Consider the following 18,398-nt stretch of genomic DNA (forward strand, 5'->3'; position numbering starts at 1 on the left):
AGGCGCGTCCGATGGCCATCAAGCTACAGCCCGCCGCCGATTCCGGCAAAAGGGGAACCGCTGTCCATATCGGCCTGGCGCTTGCCAAAGGAACGTCGGGAGCGCTGCTCGGCAGCTCGGCCGTGCTCTCCGATGCGTTCCGCTCGGCGGCTGACGCCTGCGGCAGCTACTTGTCGAGCGGAGACGGGGCCCGGCGCGGACGTTCGGCCCTTTCCCGCCGATGGCTGGGCGGAGCCGAGCATGCGCCGGCCTATCTGTTCTCGATCCTGCTCATGCTGATCGGCCTGGAGCTGGCGATGCTGGCCGTGCAGGATCTGCTTGATCCGCCCGACCTCTATCCGAGGTGGCCCGCGGCTTTTGTCGTACCGGCCTGCCTTGTGATCCGCCTGCTTTTGGTGCGCGGAGCGGCTCCGGCGACCGAATGGCTGTCCTCGATCGCGGCTACGGCCGGGGCGGGAGCGGCATGGGCAGGTGGAGAAAGCGGCATCGAATGGCTGCTGTACATGGATCCGATCGCTTCGGCGCTGATCGCGGCCGTTCTCGTCAGCAAGGGCTACGGCCTCATCATGCAGGCCGGGAGGCCGCGCATCGAGACGCGGCAGGCGGATGACGGCCTGGCGAGCGACCTGATGGAGCTGATCCAGCGCGTCGACGGCGTCGTCACGGTCGAGGCCGTGCAGCCTGTCCACAACGGGGGCAAGCTGGCGGCGGACATCGTCATCAGCGTCAACCCGCGCATCTCCGTGATGGAGGGCTCCGAGATCGCCGGCAGAGTGAGGACGCTCGTGCAGAAGCGCTTCCTGCAGATCGTGGAGATGCGCATCTGCGTGGAGCCCTACAACCCCGGCTATCCGTACAAATCGAACCATGATCCGAATCAGGAGCATATGCCGACCTTATTGCAATAAACAGGTGAGTCGACGCTGCCGCTAAGCGGCAGCGTTTGTTTGCTGGAAAGGCTGGTGACGGATTGATCCCGTCCAAAACCCGCTGGCGCATCCGCGAACTGGATGCGTCCGGCGAAGAAAAAGCCGCCAAGCTGGCGGCGCAGCTGCGGCTGTCGCCGCTGGCGGCGCGCCTGCTCGTCCTGCGGGGCCAGGAATCGCCCGAGCAGGCGGAGCGTTTTTTGCGCGGCGGCGTGGAAGAGCTGCATGATCCTTATGAGCTGCTCGGCATGGAGGCGGCCGTGCGGCGGATCCGCCAGGCAGCCGACGGCGGCGAGCGGGTGCTCGTCTACGGAGACTACGACGCGGACGGCGTATCCTCGACGTCGCTCATGCTCTATCTGCTTCGCGAGCTGCGCATGCGCCATGATTATTATATTCCGCACCGGATGAAGGAAGGCTACGGTCTGAACGTGCCGGCCGTCGAGAGGGCCGCCGAGCAGGGCTTCTCCCTCATCATCACGGTCGACAACGGCATCAGCGCGGTGGAGCCGATCGCTCGAGCGAGAGAGCTCGGCCTGTCGGTCGTCGTGACGGATCATCACGAGCCGCCGGAGTCGCTTCCGGAGGCGGATGCGATCGTCAATCCGAAGCAGCCGGGCTGTCCGTATCCGTTCAAGGGACTTGCCGGCGCCGGCGTCGCCTTCAAGCTCGCTCAGGCGCTGCTCGGGCGGCCGCCGCTGGAGTGGAGCGACATCGCGGCGCTCGGCACGGTCGCGGACCTGATGCCGCTCGAGGACGAGAACCGTTTCCTCGTACGCTGCGGACTCGAGACGATGCGCCGCTCGCCGAAGCCGGGCTTCAAAGCGTTGGCCGAGGCTTGCGGAACCGCGCTCGAATCGGTGACGGCGTCCGATATCGGCTTCCAGATGGGACCGCGCATCAACGCGGCGGGCCGGCTGGAGCATGCCGATGCGGCGGTGCGGCTGCTCGTGTCGGAGGATTTGGCCGAGGCGGCTGGACTCGCCGGCGAGCTGGACGAGCTGAACGTCCGCCGCCGGGCGATCGTCGAGCAGATGACGCTCGAGGCGGAGGAAGCCTGGCAGGAGCGCTGCCGCCGCGCCGACGAAGCCGGCGAGCCTCATCCCGGCGTCATCGTGCTCGCGCGCGAGGGATGGAATCCGGGCGTCATCGGCATCGTCGCCTCGAAGCTGCTGGATCGGCATTTCCGTCCGGCGGTGCTGCTCGGCCATGATCTGGAGACGGGGCTTTGCAAAGGGTCGGCCCGATCGATTCCGGGCTTCGACCTATACGAGGCGCTGAGCGCCTCCAAGCACCTCATGGAGCATTATGGCGGCCATGCGGCAGCTGCAGGCATGACGCTGAAGCATGAGCATCTGGCCGAGCTCGAGCGCGGCCTTTGCCTGGAAGCGGCCCGTCAGCTGCAGCCGGAAGATTATGTGCCGGTGAGTGAGATCGATCTTGTCTGCCTGCCGGAAGAGGCGTCGCTGAAGACGATCGAGCAGCTGGCGCTGCTGGAGCCGTTCGGCAGCGGCAACCCGCTGCCGAAGGTGCTGCTGCAAGGAGCGAGGCTGGCCGAGCTGCGAACGATCGGCAAGGACCAGTCCCATCTCAAGCTGTCTCTCGGCAAGCCGGGAGCCTCCGCGCTGGACGCGATCGGCTTCGGCCTGGGCGGGCTGTCCGAGCAGCTGGCAGGCAGCTCGGCCGCCGACATCGTCGGAGAGCTGAGCGTCAACGAGTGGAATGGCCGAAAGCGTCCGCAGCTCATGATCCGCGACCTTGCCGTCCGGCAGCCGCGCGTATACGATCATCGGGGCACGCGCGATCCGCTGGCGCTCGTCGCTCGGCTAAGGGAGCGGCTGCTCCGAGAAGGCGCGACAGGAGCGGTCATCGCATCGCCTGCGAGACTGCAAGGGCCTTTGCGGCAAGAGACCGCCGCTGCCGCTTCCGGCGCGGCAGGCGGCTTCCGCTGCTGCGACCCCGCCGAGCTGCCGGCAGGCGGCTTCGGCTGCCGCGAGCTGGCGCTGCTGGAGCCTCCGTCCTCGTGGGCCGAGCTGGAGGCTGGCCTGCGCCTCACGCCCGGACTCGCGGCTGTCCATCTGCTTTATCCGAGGCAGCAGCCGGCCGGCGCCGATTGGACCGAGCGGGAGCGGATGGGCCAGCTTTACGCGCGCCTGCGTCGCCTGGCGCCGCTGCCTGGCGGTCGCGCCGAGGCGGCGCGGCAGCTCGCGCAGCAGGCGGGCTGTCCTAGCGCCGCGGCCGCGCTCGCGCTGGCCGTATTCACGGAGCTGGGTTTCCTTCGGGAGGAGGGCGGCGCGCTTGCGCTGGAGCCAGCTCCCGGCCGGCGGGAGCTGACGGAGTCGGCCTCCTGGAGAGCGGCGCGGGAAGAAAGCCGGCTGGCCGCTCTTCTTCAGGACAGTCCGGAGGCGATCAGCGCCTGGCTGGCGCAGCTCCGACCGGAGCTTCAAGCCGAATCCATTTTGAATTGAACAAAAGGAGATCAACGACCATGAATTATAAAGACTATATCCGCGTCATCGAGGACTTCCCGCAACCGGGCATCCGCTTCAAGGACATCACGACTCTGCTCGGCGACGGAAAAGCGTACCGCGCGGCCATCGAGGACATGAAAGCCGCGCTCAAGGACAAGCAGATCGACCTGATCGCCGGACCGGAGGCGCGCGGCTTCGTCATCGGCGCTCCGCTGGCGCTGGCGCTCGGCGTCGGCTTCGTGCCGATCCGCAAGAGCGGCAAGCTGCCAGGCGAGACCGTCGAGGCTTCCTATGACCTGGAATACGGCAAGGACAAGCTGGCCATTCACAAGGATGCGATCGCGCCGGGACAGCGCGTGCTGATCGCCGACGACCTGCTGGCGACCGGCGGCACGATCGCGACGACGATGGACCTGATCCGCCAGGTCGGCGGCGAGGTCGTCGGAGCCTCGTTCCTGATCGAGCTCTCCTACTTGAACGGACGCGAGAAGCTGGACGGAACCGATGTCTTCTCGCTCATCCAATATTAATTATTTCTCAGGAAATAATGACGGCCGGCCGGGACGATTCCCGGCCTTTTTTGGTTTTCGGCGGACGAACAGGCCGCAGTGTGAGCCGAGCCTTTCTCCAGGTGAAGCCGGGGAAGCAAGTTTGGGGACGCGATCCGAGCCTTTCTCCGGGCGGTCTGGAGAAGCGAGAGAGGTGGGACGAACAGGCCACAGCGCGATCCGATCCATTCCCAGGTGAAGCCGGGGAAGCAAGTTTGGGAAACGAACAAGCCGCAGCGCGATCCGAGCCTTTCTCCGATTCCACTGGAAGCCGGATGCCCTGATTTCCTGACCTCCTATGCAGAGGCCATCCGTCTTCCAAGAGGACCGCTGCCGCTTCTCCGAAAGGCATCGGCCCGCTCCGCTTTCCTCGTCCCACAGCCAGCCTTCCCCCTTTTTTAGGGGGTGAACCGTCTCCCGCATACCTGGGAGACGGCAGCTCGCTCGGCACGCGGCAGCATGAACGGCCGCTGCGGAAAGAGCCAGCAAGCAGCCCCAGCTTGCTGGAAATGACCCAGACTGCAACGACTTCGGCGCATCGGAGTTGCGCGGAAAAACCGAGTAACTCGGACAAGCGGAGGCCGAACGGATGGAGTTGCGCGGAAAAACCGAGTAACTCGGGCAATCGGAGGCCGAACCAGTCGGAGTTGTGAGGTCAAATCAGTAACTCCGGTAGGCAGGCGTGTCGGTTGGAGCCCAAAAGACGGACTTGTGAGCCGCTGTAACCCGAATTATTCGGGTTAGAGCCCCAAAGACGGGCTGGTTAATCGCTGTAACCCGATTTATTCGGGTTAGGGCCAAAAAGACGGGCTTGCGAGCCGCTGTAACCCGATTTATTCGGGTTGGAGCTTGAAAAACGGGCTTGAGAGCCGATGTAACCCGAATTATTAGGGTTAGAGCCCAAAAGACTGGCTGATTAATCGCTGTATCCCGATTTATTCGGGTTAGGGTCAAAAAGACGAGCTTGTGAGCCGCTGTAACCCGATTTTTCCGGGGGTTCAGCTCGTTATAGAAGCTTTCGAGGGTTCCGGAGATTGCGATCAAAGAAATCCTGTGTGCATGGAGATCGGAATGAGTCTCTAAGAAGCGGAGCGGGGGCGGGTTCGGCATTAGCGTCTAACCGATTGTAACGGTGATGGGGCTAACGGTGCTGAGCGAAATCACCGAGCCTATCGTCGAATCCAAAGAGTGAAGCGGACGGGGGCTCGTGGAGAAACGGCAGCTGTTCTCTTGGAGGGCGGATTCCTTCCTTTTTGGAAAATAAAATCAAAGGAATCTGGGCTCCAGGGAGATCGGAACGAGTCCCCGCTCCGCCAAGCGGGAGTCGGCTTCAGCGTCAATCGCCTGCGAAGCGGGAATCGGCTCAGCGTCAATCGCCTGAGAAGCGGCAGCCGGATTCAGCGTCAGTCGCGGCTGAAGCGCGAGCCGGTTTCAGCATCGCTCGTTGCGTCGGTCGCCTGAGAAGCGCGAGTCGATTCCCTACGTCGGCATCCTGTCTGGGATTGTCGAAAAGCGTCTGCCGGGCAGCGAGTTGACGGACGCCGCATGATGGGGGCATAATAAGAGTTAAACCAATTTTCATAGGTACGGGGACACGGCTGGAGTCGAATCCTGACACTCAGAAAGGGACGTTCCATGGGCATAGACCAACTACTCGCTAAGGCGTCAACTTATATGAAGGAACAGGATCTCGCCCGAATCAGGGAGGCCTATGTTTTTGCCGACCAGGCTCACTTCGGCCAAGTGCGCAAGTCCGGGGAGCCTTACATCCTCCATCCGGTAGCGGTGGCGGAGATTCTCGTGAACATGCAGATGGACGTGACGTCGATCATCGCGGCCCTGCTTCACGATGTCGTCGAGGACACGACGGTGGAGGTCGAGCAGGTGAGAGCGCGCTTCGGCGACACCTGCGCGATGCTTGTCGACGGCCTCACCAAGCTGGAGAAGATCAAGTTCCGCTCCAAGGAGGAGCATCAGAACGAGAACTACCGCAAGATGTTCGTCGCGATGGCGCAGGATATCCGGGTCATTCTGATCAAGCTGGCCGACCGGCTGCACAACATGCGGACGCTCAAGTTCCAGTCGGAGGAAGCGCAGCGGCGCATCGCCTACGAGACGCTGGAGATTTTCTGTCCGATCGCGCACCGGCTCGGCATCTCGGCGATCAAGTGGGAGATGGAGGATACCGCGCTCCGGTACCTCAACCCGCAGCAATACTACCGGATCGCCAACCTCATGAAGAAAAAGCGCGCAGAGCGCGAGGACTTCATCGGCCAAGTCATCTCGCGCATCAGCGAGAAGCTGGACGAGATGGGCATCGAGGGCGACATCTCCGGCCGCCCCAAGCATATTTACAGCATCTACCGCAAGATGACGATGCGCAACAAGCAGTTCAACGAGATCTACGACCTGATGGCGATCCGCATCATCGTCGACAACATCAAGGACTGCTACGCCACGCTCGGCATCATCCACACGCTGTGGAAGCCGATGCCGGGCCGCTTCAAGGACTATGTCGCGATGCCCAAGGCGAACATGTACCAATCGCTCCATACGACCGTCGTCGGTCCGAACGGAGAGCCGACCGAGGTGCAGATCCGCACCTGGGAGATGCACCGGACGAGCGAGTACGGCGTCGCCGCGCACTGGGCCTACAAGGAAGGCACGGCGCCGGGCGGCAACATCGAGGACAAGATGAGCTGGTTCCGGGAAATTCTGGAGCTGCAAAACGAGGCGGAGGACGCGTCGGAGTTCATGGAGTCGCTCAAGATGGACTTTTTCTCCGATCTCGTCTTCGTCTTCACGCCGAAGGGCGAGGTGATCGAGCTGCCGGCCGGCTCGGTGCCGCTCGACTTCGCCTACCGCATCCATACCGAGGTCGGCAACCGGACGATCGGAGCCAAGGTCAACGGCCGCATCGTGCCGCTCGACCATAAGCTCAAGACCGGCGACATCGTGGAGATCCTCACGTCCAAGCATTCCTACGGGCCGAGCCAGGACTGGATCAAGCTCACCAAGTCTTCACACGCACGGGCCAAGATCAAGCAGTGGTTCAAGAAGGAGCGCCGCGAGGAGAACGTCGTCAAAGGCCGCGAGGCACTCGAGCGCGAGCTGCGCAAGCTGGGCCTGGAGCCGTCGGCGTGGATGATCGAGGACAAGCTCATGGAGGCCGCCTCCAAGTTCAGCTTCCACGATCCCGAGGACATGATGTCGGCGATCGGCTTCGGCGGCATCACGGCTGCGCAGATCTGCACCAAGATGACCGAAAAGATGCGGCGGGAAGCCGAGGCGGCGCAGCAGATCGAGCTGACGAGCGAGCCCGTCGAGATGAAGTCTCCGGGCACGCGCAAGAAGGCGGCTACGGGAGGCGTGACGGTCAAGGGCATCGACAACCTGCTCGTCCGTTTCGCCCGCTGCTGTAACCCGGTCCCGGGCGACGCCATCGTCGGCTATATCACGCGCGGGCGCGGCGTCAGCGTGCATCGCAGCGACTGTCCGAACATCCCGATCGAAGAAGGCGGAGAGGACGCCGAGCGCGTCATCGAGGTCGAGTGGGAGGAATCGGCGGAGTCGAACTACAGCGTCGACATCGAGATTACCGGGTACGACCATCGCGGGCTGCTCAACGAGGTGCTGCAGGCGGTCGCGGAGTCCAAGACGAACATCTCCGCCGTCACCGGCCGCACCGGCCGCAACAAGATGGTCATCATCCACATGACGATCCTCATCCGCAACATCGAGCATCTGCAATCGGTCGTGGAGAAGATCAAGCGCGTCAAGGACATCTACTCCGTCCAGCGCATCATGCAATAAGAGGAGGCGGCATGCCGTGAAAGTAGTCGTGCAGCGCTGCTCGTCGGCTCACGTAGCCGTCGACGGCGAGACGACGGGCCGCATCGGGCGGGGACTCCTGCTGCTCGTCGGCCTCACCCATGAGGACGGCGAGGCGGATTTGCGCTGGATGGCCGACAAGATCGCCGGGCTGCGCATCTTCGAGGACGAGTCCGGCAAAATGAACCTCAGCGTCAAGGAAGCGGGCGGCGACATCCTTTCGGTGTCGCAGTTCACGCTTTATGGCGACGCCCGCAAGGGCCGGCGGCCGAACTTCATGGCGGCGGCCCGCCCGGAGCAGGCGGAGCCGCTGTACGAGGCGTTCAACGAAGCGCTGCGCTCAGCCGGACTCAAGGTCGAGACCGGCCGCTTCGGCGCGATGATGGACGTGGCGCTCGTCAATGACGGGCCGGTCACGCTGGTGATCGACAGCAAGGAGTAAGTCGGATCGAACGGCCTCCCCGGCGACGATTAAGTCCGGGCGGGCGTGGCAACACTACTTATCGGAATGGTTCGCGGTAATCGTGGCTCAATTTTCGAAAGGAAGTGCATGTCATGCGAGTGGGACGCAAGCAGCTCGTGCTGGGCGCCGCGGGGCGCCGTCTGCTGCAGGCCGAACGGCGGGAGGCGCTGCTGCTGGAGGAGCTGGAGGAGGATCTCGAATTCGCGGAGGACTGGGCCTGCTCGGCACCGCTGCCGGAACGCAAGCAGCCCGAGCCTGACCGCCCTTGACCGTTTTGTCATCGAATTGTAATCCGACCGGAACGCTGCCTTAACATAAGAGGGCTATACTGAACCTCGACCCCCTTTTTAATAGGTTCACCTGTTGCCCGGAGCTGCCGCTCCGGGTCCTTTTTTTGCCGGCGGCGCCACGCTTCTTGACTTGATCCCTGCAGCGCGGTAGAATGGTGGAAATTCACTCATATGACTTCGATGATGGGAACGAGTAGTTCAGCGCACATACGCAGAGAGGGACGCCGTTACGGCTGCAAGCGTCCTTATGGTGGCTGAAGGAAGGACATCCCGGAGAACGGTCGGCGAACGAGGAACGAAAGTAGCCGATCGCGTGTGGCGGGCGTTAACCGCATCGGAGCGGACGCGCGGGCTGGCCATGGCCTTCGCATTCGGAATCAGGGTGGCACCACGGGAGATACAGCTCTCGTCCCTGGCGACATGTCGTCGCCGGCGGACGGGAGCTTTTTGCTGTTCCGCAGCGCGGGGACGCAACCGACGCAAGACGCAAGACGCAAGCGATGCAAGAGAGACAGGAGGGGCGCTACAATGAAATTTCAAAAAATGCCGGGCACGCAGGACCTGCTTCCCGGAGCGGTCGAGCGCTGGCAGCTCGTCGAGGCCAAGGCGCGGGAAATTTGCCGACGCTTCAACTTCCGGGAAATCCGCACGCCGATCTTCGAATCGACGGATCTGTTCCGCCGCGGCGTCGGCGAGACGACCGACATCGTCGAGAAGGAGATGTACACGTTCGAGGACCGCGGCGGACGCAGCCTGACGCTCCGTCCGGAGGGCACGGCGGGCGTCGTGCGCGCCTACGCCGAGAACAAGCTGTACGGCGAGCCCGATTTGACCAAGCTGTATTATATCGGTCCGATGTTCCGCTACGAGCGCCAGCAGGCGGGCCGCTACCGCCAGTTCCACCAGTTCGGCGTGGAGGCGCTCGGCTCGGCGGAGCCTGCGCTCGACGCCGAGGTGATCGCGCTCGGCTACACCTTCTACACCGAGGTCGGACTGCGCGGCGTGCGCGTCGAGATCAACTCTGTCGGCACGCCGGAGGTGCGGGCGGACTTCCGCGCCAAGCTGCTCGGCTTCCTCGAGCCGAAGCGGCAGCTGCTCTGCAAGGACTGCCAGTCGCGCATGGACCGCAACCCGCTGCGCGTACTCGACTGCAAGGTCGATCAGGCGCATTTCGAAGGCGCACCGTCGATTCTCGACAGCCTCGACGAAGCATGCGCGGACCACTTCGCCAAGGTGAAAGCGGGCCTCGACGACATGGGCATCCCGTACGAAATCAATCCGCGCCTCGTGCGCGGCCTCGACTACTACACCCACACCGCCTTCGAGTTCAAGGCGGAGGGCATCGGCGCGATCGACACGATCGGCGGCGGCGGCCGCTACAACGGCCTCGTCGGCGAGATCGGCGGACCGGATCAGCCTGGCGTCGGCCTCGGCCTCGGCCTCGAGCGCACGGTGCTCATCCTCGAGCATCAGCAGGGCGAGGCTTCGACGGCGCAGCCGCTGGATGTCTACCTGGTCGCTCTCGGCGAGGCGGCCGAGCGCGAAGTGTCCCGGCAGCTGCACGCGCTCCGCGCGGCAGGACTGTCGGCGGATCGCGACTACCAGGGACGCAAGATGAAAGCCCAGATGAAATCGGCCGACCGCTACGCCGCCCGGTTCACGGCGATCCTCGGCGACGACGAGCTGGCGCAAGGCCAAATCGCGCTCAAGCGAATGGATACGGGCGAGCAGCGGATGGTGCCGCTCGGCGAGCTGGCCGCGGCAATCCAGGGCGAATAGCGCAATCATGCAGAAATTACCGACAAGGAGTGGGGATCAATGAGCAGCATCATTCATTGCGGACGCCTGAGCAAGGCGGACGTAGGCAAGACCGTTGAACTGAAAGGATGGGTGCAGCGCCGCCGCGACCTCGGAGGCGTCCTGTTCATCGACCTGCGCGACCGCACGGGCATCGTGCAGATCGTCTTCAACCCGGACTTCTCCGGCGATGCGCTGGCAGTCGCCGACCGCGCGCGCAGCGAGTACGTGCTTGCCGTCAAGGGCAAGGTCGTCGAGCGGGACGAGGAAACGCGCAATCCGAACCTGGAAACGGGCGAAATTGAAGTGCGCGTCACCGAGATCGAGGTGCTGAACGCGGCCAAGACGCCGCCGTTCCCGATCGAGGACGGCATCGAGGTCGACGAGACGCTGCGCTTGAAGTACCGCTATCTGGACCTGCGCCGTCCGGAAATGCAGCGCACGCTGCTGCTCCGCTCCAAGGCGGCCAAAATCTTCCGCGACTTCCTCGACGGCGAGCAGTTCGTCGAGGTGGAGACGCCGATCCTGACCAAGAGCTCGCCGGAAGGCGCGCGCGACTACCTCGTGCCGAGCCGCGTGCATGCGGAGGAATTCTTCGCGCTGCCGCAGTCGCCGCAGCTGTACAAGCAGCTGCTCATGGTCGGCGGCATCGAGCGCTATTACCAGATCGCCCGCTGCTTCCGCGACGAGGACCTGCGCGCCGACCGCCAGCCGGAGTTCACCCAGGTCGACATCGAGACGTCCTTCCTGAGCCAGGACGAGCTGCTCGCCATGATGGAGAGCCTCGCCCAGCGCCTGTTCAAGGAGACGATCGGCGTCGACATCCCGGCTCCGTTCCAGCGCATCACCTACGCCGACGCCATCGACAAGTACGGCTCGGACAAGCCGGACCTGCGCTTCGGCCTGGAGATCGAGGACATCACGGACATCGTCTCGACGAGCGACGTCAAGGTATTCGCCAGCGTCGCGGCGGGCGGCGGCGTCGTGCGCGCGCTCAACGCCAAGGGCTGCGCGGGCTGGAGCCGCAAGGAGCTCGACGACCTGCAGCCGTTCGCGGCCCGCTACGGCGGCAAAGGCCTGGCCTGGATCACCGTCAAGGACGGCGAATGGCGCGGACCGATCGTCAAGTTCCTAAAGGCCGAAGAAATCCAGGCGCTCACCGAGCGGCTCGGGGTGGAAGAGGGAGACCTGCTCACGTTCTCCGCGGACAAGAAAAAGGTCGTCGCCGACGTGCTCGGCAACCTGCGCCTGAAGGTCGGACGCCAGCTCGGCCTGATCGACGACTCGGCGTACAAGTTCGCCTGGGTCGTGGACTTCCCGCTGCTCGGCTGGGACGAGGAAGCGAAGCGCTACGTGGCGGAGCATCATCCGTTCACCCGTCCGAAGGACGAGGACCTGCATCTGTTCGAGACCGATCCGGGCGCGATCCGCGCGCAAGCGTACGATCTCGTGCTGAACGGCTACGAGGTCGGCGGCGGCTCGATGCGGATCTACAAGCGCGAGGTGCAGGAGCAGATGTTCCAGGCGCTCGGCTTCTCGATGGAAGAAGCGCATGACAAGTTCGGCTTCCTGCTGGACGCGTTCGAGTACGGCACGCCTCCGCACGGCGGCATCGCGTTCGGCTTCGACCGCCTCGTCATGCTGCTGACGAATCGCAGCAACCTGCGCGAGACGATCGCCTTCCCGAAAACGGCCAGCGCGACCGACCTGCTCATGGACGCTCCGGCGCAGGTCGACCTTGCCCAGCTGCAGCAGCTGCACATCCGCACCGTGCCGAAGCCGGGCTCCAAGCCGGCCGCGCCGCAAGGCGGCCAGCCGGCCGAAGCGGCAGCAGGGGCCCCGGCCCAAGGCTAGCCGCCAGCCGCGGACAAGACGCAACTCGCCCGAAGCGGCGGCAAGCCCGCTGCTTCGGACCATAGCACGGCCGCCAAAGCCGCACCGGCTCCGGTGCGGCTTTGGCATCGCCCGCGGGCAAGATAACCCAAGAGGAAAGGAAGGCGAAAGCCATGTTGAACCAATTTTCCCGCACCGAGCTCGCGTTCGGTCCGGAAGGCATCGACGTCATGAAGCGCAGCACGGTCGCCGTGCTCGGCATCGGCGGCGTCGGCTCGATCGCCGCGGAGGCGCTCGCGCGCACCGGCGTCGGCCGGATCATCCTGATCGACAAGGATGTCGTCGACATCACCAACATCAACCGCCAGATCCACGCTTTGACGACGACGGTCGGCCAGCCGAAGGCGGATCTGATGCGCGACCGCATCCAGCTCATCAACCCGGAGTGCGAGGCGATCAGCCTGCGCATGTTCTATACGGAGGAAACGTACGAAAAGCTGTTCGAGTACCCGCTCGACTACGTGCTCGACGCCTCCGACACGATCTCGTACAAGGTGCATCTCATCAAGCAGTGCCTGGAGCGGAACATTCCGATCATCTCCAGCATGGGCGCGGCCAACAAGATGGACCCGACGAAGTTCACGGTGACGGACATCTCCAAGACGCATACCGATCCGATCGCGCGCGTCGTCCGCCAGAAGCTGCGCCGGGAAGGCGTGCGCAAGGGCGTGAAGGTCGTCTTCTCGTCGGAGATGCCCAAAAAGCCGCGCGAGGACGTGACGCAGCGGATCGTGCCGGACAACGCGCCCGAGATCCGCAAGGCGCAGCAGCCGCCGGCGAGCAACGCGTTCGTGCCGCCGGTCGCCGGCCTTATCATGGTGAGCGTCGCCGTGCGCGACCTGCTGGAGAAGAACGGCATCGAGGTGTAGGCGGGGGCATGCGGGCCGGATGCCGAACCTAAACGGTTTCATCCATTCGCATCTAGGTTAGGTCAATGTCATATATTTTGGGAATAAGCCTATTTTGGGTCAGGTATATTGACATTGACCTTGTGAGGAAGTACCATCGTTCTAATACCCTGCGGGAAGGTGATGGACGATGGAGATGAGTTTGATGCGCCGCTTGCCTAAGATCGAGCTTCATTGCCATCTGGATGGAAGCGTGCGTCCGGCGACGGCGGCCGAGATCGCGGAGGAGGAAGGAATCGAGCTCAGCTGCGCCGATCTGCGCGAGCTGACCGGCCGGATGACGGCGCCGCCTTCCTGCTCGAGCTTGGTCGAATATCTGGAACGGTTCGAGCTGCCGCTGCTGCTCATGCAGACGCGCTCGGCGCTGAGGCGGATCGCCTATGAGGCGGCGGAGGATGCCGCGCTCGACAACGTCCGCTATCTGGAGGTGCGGTTCGCTCCGCAGCTGCATACGCGCGGTGGCTTGTCCGTAGACGAGATCGTCACGTCGGTGGCGGCGGGTCTGGCGGAGGCCGAGGCCAAATACGGCCACTGCGTGCGCATGATCCTCATCTGCATGCGCCATCACGGCCAGATGGACAACGAGGAGGTCGTGCGCGCCGCCAGCCGGTTCATGCCGCTCGGCGTCGTCGGCGTCGATCTGGCGGGCGACGAGGCCGGCTACCCGAACGAGCTGCATGCCGAGGTGTTCGAGCTGGCGCATCGGCTCGGCCTGCCGATCACGATCCACGCCGGCGAGGCGGCCGGAGCGTGCAGCATCCGCTGCGCGGTCGAGAAGCTGCGCGCCCGCCGCATCGGACACGGCGTCCGCCTGCGCGAGGACGCGGAGGTGACGCAGCTCATCCGCGAGCGCCGCATCCCGCTCGAGCTGTGCGTCATCAGCAATGTGCAGACCAAAGCGGTGCCGTCGATGGATCTTCATCCGATCCGCGACTACCTCGACAGCGGACTGCTCGTGACGGTCAATACGGACAATCCGACGGTGTCGGGCACGAACCAGACGCGGGAATACGAAAATCTGGCCCATCGTTTCCGCTTCTCCGAGCGGGACATCAAGAAGGTCGCGCGGCATGCGATCGAGGCCGCTTTCGTCGACGAGGAGCGCAAACGGCAGCTGAAGGCGAGCTTCGAGCGCGAATGGCAGGAGCTCGGCCTGACCGCCGCGGAGGCGCAGGCCTGACCTGCGCTTCCACGGCGTGCACGCAGCCGCAGACGCGCCGGCGTCGCCCCGAGCCGGCGAGCCGTGGCGGTCCGGGCTGCGGCAATCGTAGCTGAAGACGAAGCAAGCAACGATGCCGAACGGCGACGCAGCCGACATAAGACGAGGCGGACGCGAACCGATGTCATCAAGCTCAGGCATGACGGGGCTTGATGACATCGGCCTGCTGGCCGCCTCGTCTTTTTGCCATGCCCGCCCGCGCGTCTTCGGACGCGCAAGCGAACGTTTGTACGCCGAAGCCGCGGTATGGTACACTTTCAGGAGACATTTTTATGAACCGAGGTGGCAGGCATGGACTTGTTCGACTACAAGGAAGAGGAGCGGCAGCCGCGGGCAAGGCTGCTGGCCGATCGGATGCGGCCCCAGACCCTCGACGAATATATCGGCCAGGAAGACGTCGTCGGCCCGGGCACGCTGCTGCGCCGGGCGATCGAGGGCGACCAGGTCAGCTCGCTGCTGCTGTTCGGTCCCCCCGGCAGCGGCAAGACGACGCTCGCCCACATCATCTCCCGCCGGACGGAGGGCGAGTTCGTCAAGCTCAACGCCGTCGACGCGACGGTCAAGGACGTGCGCGACGTCATCGAGCGGGCCAAGAGCTCCAAGTCGCTCTACGGGCGCAAGACGATCCTGTTCCTCGACGAGGTGCATCGCTTCAACTCCTCGCGCCAGGACGCGCTGCTGCCTGCGGTGGAGCAGGGCATCATCATCTTCATCGGCGCGACGACCGAGAATCCGTTCCACTCCGTCAACGGAGCCTTGCTGTCGCGCTCGACGCTGTTCCGGCTGCATGCGCTGGAGAGCCGGCATGCGCTGGAGGCGATGCGACGCGCGATCGCCGACAAGGAGCGCGGGCTCGGCTTCATGAAGCTCGACGCGCGGCCCGAGGCGCTGGAGCATATCGCCGGCATGGCGGGCGGCGACATCCGCCGCGCGCTCAACGCGCTGGAGCTCGCTGCGGTGACGACGCCTTCCGAGCCGGACGGCACCGTTGTCGTCACGCTCGAGGTCGCCCAGGAGTCGATCCGCAGCCGTGCCGTGCAGGCTGACGAGTCGACCCAGTACGACGTGCTTTCGGCCTTCCACAAAAGCATCCGAGGCTCCTCCGACGCGGCGCTCTTCTGGTTCCTGTACGCCGTCGAGAAGCTCGGCATGGATCCGATGGTGTTCATCCGCCGCCTCATCGTCGCCTGCAGCGAGGATATCGGCCTCGCCAACCCGCAGGCGATGCTGCAGGCGGTCGCCAGCATGGACGCCTACCACAAGATCGGCTGGCCCGAGGCGAAGTACAACGTCGCGCAAGCGATCCTGTTCGCGGTCGAGAGTCCCAAGTCCAACGCGACCGCGCTCGCCATCGGCAAGGCGATGGCCAAGATGGACGCCGTCGGCACGGCGGAGGTGCCGCTGCATCTGCGCGATACCCACTACAAGGGCTCGCAGCAGCTCGGCCATGTCGGGTACCAGTACCCGCATGACTTTCCCGGCCACTACGTCGACCAGCTCTACTATCCCGAGCGGCTGGCCGGCTCGACCGTCTACGAGGCGACCCGCCAAGGCATGGAGGACAAGATCCGCCACAACCAGCAGCAGCGCCGATCGGCCCCAAGCCAGCGTCGCTGAAGCGTAGCTCAAGCCGGCTGATCCCGGCCGACCTATTGCATCGACCCCGGAGGCTTCAGTCCCGGCCCGTCGCCCACCCAGGCGGCGGGCTTTTCGCATGACCAGGCGGCAGGCCTTTTCGCATGAGGATAGCCTTCTCCGAGCTGCGCGGAAAAACCGAGCAGCTCGGCTCGGATGTGTGGTCGGATGAGGGAGTTGCGCGGAAAAACCGAGTAACTCGGGTCGAACGAGTGCCCGAACGGGGGAGTTGCGCGGAAAAACCGAGCAGCTCGAGTCGGAAGTACGGTCGGATGAGGGAGTTGCGCGGAAAAACCGAGTAGCTCGGGTCCAACGTGAGCCCGAACGGGGGAGTTACGCGGAAAAACCGAGCAGCTCGGATCGAATGGGTCGAAAAAATCGGGTTACAGACTGTTGGGAGGCGTGTTGGTGAGGCAGTAAGTCGAAAAAAAGGATTACAGGCTGACCAGAGGCACGATAACCGAATTGCTCGGATGTGAGGAGAGCCAAACGGGTGCAATCGGGTTGCGGATGGCAAAGCAAAGCGGCGGGGAGGAGAAACCGGGGAGCGAAGCGGACGGGGGCTCGTGGAGAAGCGGCAGCGGTTCCCTTGGAGGCCGGATTCCTTCCTTTTTGAAAAATAGAATCAAAGGAATCTGGGCTCCAGGGAGATCGGAACGAGTCCACGCTCCGCGAAGCGGGTTCTGGTTTCGGTGTTCTCCCGCTCCACGAAGCGGGTTTCGGTTTCGGTGTTCACCCGCTCCGCGAAGCGGGTTCCGGTTTCGGTGGTCTCCCGCTCTGCCAAGCGGGGGGCTCCGGTCTCGCCCCGCTCCGCGACGAGAGAGTGCCGCCATCGGCCTTCGTCCAGCCGTAAAATTGCCGCTTAACAGCGACAATGTTTAGAGTTAAACTATATAGAGGTGTAACACTTGCGATCCCCTGTCATATTCATAACGGGAGAGGAATCGTCGGCTCTAAAAGTTTCCCTAACTCAACATAGATGTGCGTGCGCAAAAGGAGAGATGAGCGATGAAGAACGAGCGAGCGGTCGGAAACGAAGCGGCGCTGGAATCAGGCGGCTGGAGAAGAAGCGGAGGGGAGCCGTCGCTCGCCGAAGCGAACCGCAGTCTCCAGGTGCCGCGGAAAGGAAGCTGGCTGCGCAAGCTGCTCGCCTTCATGGGACCGGGCTATCTGGTCGCCGTCGGCTACATGGATCCCGGCAACTGGGCAACCGATCTGGCGGGCGGCTCCTTGTTCGCCTACACGCTGCTGTCGGTCGTGCTGCTGTCGAACCTGATCGCGATGGTGCTCCAGTCGCTCGCCGGCAAGCTCGGCATCGTCACCGGGCGCGATCTGGCGCAAGCCTGCCGCGACCACTACAGCAAGCCGGTCGCGCTGATGCTGTGGGCGCTGTGCGAGCTGGCGATCGCCGCCTGCGACCTGGCGGAGCTGATCGGCACGGCGATCGCGCTCAACCTGCTGTTCGGCCTGCCTCTGCTGTGGGGCGTCATCCTCACCTCGCTCGACGTCATGCTCGTGCTGCTGCTGCAGAACAAGGGCTTCCGCTACATGGAGGCGCTCGTCATCGTGCTGATCGGCACGATCGGCGGCTGCTTCCTGCTGGAGCTGATCTGGGCGCAGCCGGTCGTAGCCGACGTCATGAAAGGCTTCGTTCCGTCCGGCCAGATCGTGTCCAACCCGGCCATGCTCTACATCGCGATCGGCATCCTCGGCGCGACGGTCATGCCGCATAATCTGTACCTGCACTCCTCGATCGTGCAGACGAGGCGCTTCGAGCAGACGCCGCTGGGCAAAAAAGAAGCGATCCGCTTCTCCACGATCGACTCGACGATCGCGCTCGGGCTGGCGCTGTTCATCAACGCCGCGATCCTGATCGTCGCCGGAGCGGTGTTCCACACGAGCGGCCATACGGACATCGCCGAAATCGGCGACGCCTACCGGCTGATGGCGCCTCTAATGGGCGGCGCGGCAGCGAGCGTGCTGTTCGGCGTGGCGCTGCTCGCCGCCGGCCAGAACTCGACGCTGACCGGCACGCTCGCCGGCCAGATCGTCATGGAGGGCTTCCTCGGCTTGCGCATGAAGCCTTGGCTGCGGCGGCTCATCACCCGCCTCATCGCGCTCGTGCCGGCCGTCATCGTGACGGCGCTCTACGGCGAGAGGGGCACGACCGAGCTGCTCATCTTCAGCCAGGTCATCCTGTCGCTGCAGCTCAGCTTCGCCGTCTTCCCGCTCGTCAAGTTCACGAGCGATCCGCGCAAGATGGGCGAATTCGCCAACCGTCCGCTGCTCAAGGCCGTCGCCTGGAGCTGCGCGGCGCTGATCGCGGTGCTGAACCTGTATTTGCTCGCGATGACCGTGGGCGGCTGGTTCTGATGCTGCAAAAGGGCGGAGGCAACAGAAAAAAAACAGCATGCAGT

General features: G+C 64.1%; 12 protein-coding genes and 1 other annotated feature. All 12 genes read left to right on the forward strand.

The genetic code is table 11. The annotated features are described in order from the left end of the window. Window positions 1-11 precede the first annotated feature (11 nt). Entirely contained in the window at window positions 12-908 is an 897-nt protein-coding gene (locus H582_RS0104255; RefSeq protein WP_028597530.1) for a cation efflux transmembrane domain-containing protein, read from the forward strand. Between the two features lie 62 nt (window positions 909-970). Then, window positions 971-3,394: a single-stranded-DNA-specific exonuclease RecJ gene (gene recJ / locus H582_RS0104260; RefSeq protein WP_028597531.1), complete on the forward strand. Its 2,424-nt coding sequence runs from the start codon at window positions 971-973 to the stop codon at window positions 3,392-3,394. Window positions 3,395-3,414: 20 nt separating this feature from the next. Further along, window positions 3,415-3,927: an adenine phosphoribosyltransferase gene (locus H582_RS0104265; RefSeq protein WP_028597532.1), complete on the forward strand. Its 513-nt coding sequence runs from the start codon at window positions 3,415-3,417 to the stop codon at window positions 3,925-3,927. Window positions 3,928-5,580: 1,653 nt separating this feature from the next. Beyond that, window positions 5,581-7,758 carry a RelA/SpoT family protein gene (locus H582_RS0104270; RefSeq protein ID WP_028597533.1) on the forward strand — a complete coding sequence of 726 codons (2,178 nt, stop codon included), beginning with the start codon at window positions 5,581-5,583 and terminating at the stop codon, window positions 7,756-7,758. Window positions 7,759-7,774: 16 nt separating this feature from the next. Then, window positions 7,775-8,218: a D-aminoacyl-tRNA deacylase gene (gene dtd, locus H582_RS0104275; protein ID WP_028597534.1), complete on the forward strand. Its 444-nt coding sequence runs from the start codon at window positions 7,775-7,777 to the stop codon at window positions 8,216-8,218. A gap of 113 nt (window positions 8,219-8,331) precedes the next feature. Continuing rightward, complete coding sequence (locus H582_RS31580; RefSeq protein ID WP_153783986.1) at window positions 8,332-8,508, forward strand: hypothetical protein; 177 nt, start codon at window positions 8,332-8,334, stop codon at window positions 8,506-8,508. 192 nt (window positions 8,509-8,700) lie between these two features. Further along, window positions 8,701-8,946: a binding site (T-box leader), on the forward strand. 111 nt (window positions 8,947-9,057) lie between these two features. Further along, the gene (gene hisS / locus H582_RS0104285) at window positions 9,058-10,308 is read left to right on the forward strand and encodes a histidine--tRNA ligase (RefSeq protein WP_028597535.1); all 1,251 of its coding nucleotides are present in this window, start codon (window positions 9,058-9,060) and stop codon (window positions 10,306-10,308) included. Window positions 10,309-10,347: 39 nt separating this feature from the next. Beyond that, window positions 10,348-12,180, forward strand: a complete 1,833-nt coding sequence (aspS, locus tag H582_RS25925) for an aspartate--tRNA ligase (protein ID WP_043110899.1) — start codon at window positions 10,348-10,350, stop codon at window positions 12,178-12,180. A 152-nt stretch (window positions 12,181-12,332) separates the two neighbouring features. Continuing rightward, on the forward strand, window positions 12,333-13,088 hold the full coding sequence (locus tag H582_RS0104295; RefSeq protein WP_028597536.1) for a tRNA threonylcarbamoyladenosine dehydratase: 756 nt from the start codon (window positions 12,333-12,335) through the stop codon (window positions 13,086-13,088). Window positions 13,089-13,257: 169 nt separating this feature from the next. Then, window positions 13,258-14,307: an adenosine deaminase gene (gene add, locus H582_RS0104300; RefSeq protein WP_028597537.1), complete on the forward strand. Its 1,050-nt coding sequence runs from the start codon at window positions 13,258-13,260 to the stop codon at window positions 14,305-14,307. Window positions 14,308-14,637: 330 nt separating this feature from the next. Continuing rightward, complete coding sequence (locus H582_RS0104305; protein ID WP_028597538.1) at window positions 14,638-15,963, forward strand: replication-associated recombination protein A; 1,326 nt, start codon at window positions 14,638-14,640, stop codon at window positions 15,961-15,963. A gap of 1,026 nt (window positions 15,964-16,989) precedes the next feature. Then, window positions 16,990-18,354, forward strand: a complete 1,365-nt coding sequence (locus H582_RS0104315; RefSeq protein WP_028597539.1) for an Nramp family divalent metal transporter — start codon at window positions 16,990-16,992, stop codon at window positions 18,352-18,354. Window positions 18,355-18,398 lie beyond the last annotated feature (44 nt).

The organism is Paenibacillus pasadenensis DSM 19293, from assembly GCF_000422485.1.
Classification (GTDB): domain Bacteria; phylum Bacillota; class Bacilli; order Paenibacillales; family Paenibacillaceae; genus Paenibacillus_O; species Paenibacillus_O pasadenensis.